This window comes from Hydrogenophaga sp. (assembly GCF_031426985.1).
GTDB lineage: Bacteria > Pseudomonadota > Gammaproteobacteria > Burkholderiales > Burkholderiaceae_C > Hydrogenophaga.
The window spans coordinates 1-1,378 of the sequence record NZ_JASJOY010000116.1 but is presented as its reverse complement, the minus strand read 5'-3'; the positions used below and the strand labels follow the sequence as shown (position 1 = coordinate 1,378).

1 pseudogene is annotated in these 1,378 nt (G+C 69.7%); it reads left to right on the top strand.

Features of this window, described 5'->3' with window-relative positions:
- Window positions 1-1,378 (top strand): annotated as a pseudogene (locus RMP09_RS14485) (excinuclease ABC subunit A); the annotation flags it as partial.

The window sequence follows — 1,378 nt, the reverse complement described above, 5'->3', positions numbered from 1 at the left end:
GCCGACATCGCGCGCGACCTGCTGCCCGAAATCGAAAGCCGCCTGGCCTTCCTCGAAGACGTGGGGCTGAACTACCTCACGCTGGACCGTGGCGCGCCCACGCTCAGTGGCGGCGAGGCGCAGCGCATCCGGCTGGCGGCACAACTCGGCAGCAACCTGCAGGGCGTCTGCTACGTGCTCGACGAGCCGACCATCGGCCTGCACCCGCGCGACAACCAGATCCTGCTGGACGCGCTGCACAAGCTGGGCGCCATGGGCAACACCCTGGTGGTGGTGGAACACGACGAAGACACCATCCGCCGCGCCGACCACATCATCGACATCGGCCCCAGCGCCGGCAAACGCGGCGGGCGGGTGGTGGCGCAGGGCACGGTGGCCGACCTGTCGGCGAACGAAGAGTCCGTCACCGGGCGCTACCTGCTGCACGCGATGAAGCACCCGCTGCAGGCGCGCCGCGCGGTCGGCGCGGACGGTGACCAGCTGCAACTGCGCGGCGCCACCATGCACAACCTGCAGCAGGTGGACGTGGACGTGCCGCTCAGACGCCTGGTGGTGGTCACCGGTGTCAGCGGCTCGGGCAAGTCCACGCTGGCGCGCGACGTGTTGCTGACGAACGCGGCCGCCGCGGTCACGATGCGCAGCACCTTCGCCGGCCGCCAGGCCTGGGACAACGAGGGCGTGCGCCCCGCCTGGACCGGCTGCAGCAAGCTGCTGGGCAGCGAGACGGTCGACCGCGTGCTCGAAGTCGACCAGACGCCCATCGGCAAGACGCCGCGCAGCTGCCCGGCCACCTACATCGGCTTCTGGGACACGGTGCGCAAGCTGTTCGCCGACACGCTCGAAGCCAAGGCGCGCGGCTACGGCCCGGGGCGTTTCAGCTTCAACACCGGCGAAGGCCGCTGCCCGGCCTGCGAAGGGCAGGGCCTGCGCACCATCGAGATGAGCTTCCTGCCCGACGTGAAGGTGCCCTGCGAGGTCTGCCACGGCGCGCGCTTCAACCCCGAGACCCAGGCCGTGACCTGGAAGGGCAAGAACATCGGTGACGTGCTGCAGATGGCGGTGGACGAGGCGGTGGAGTTCTTCGCCGCCATGCCCGCCATCAGCCACCCGCTGCAATTGCTCAAGGACGTGGGCCTGGGTTACCTGACGCTGGGGCAACCGAGCCCCACGCTCAGCGGCGGTGAGGCGCAGCGCATCAAGCTGGTGACCGAACTGTCCAAGGTGCGGGACGAGGTCGGCCGCCGTGGGCAGAAGGCGCCGCACACCTTGTATGTGCTGGACGAACCCACGGTGGGCCTGCACATGGCCGACGTGGAAAAGCTGATCCGCGTGCTGCACCGGCTGGTGGACGGCGGCCACAGCGTGGTCGTGATCGAAC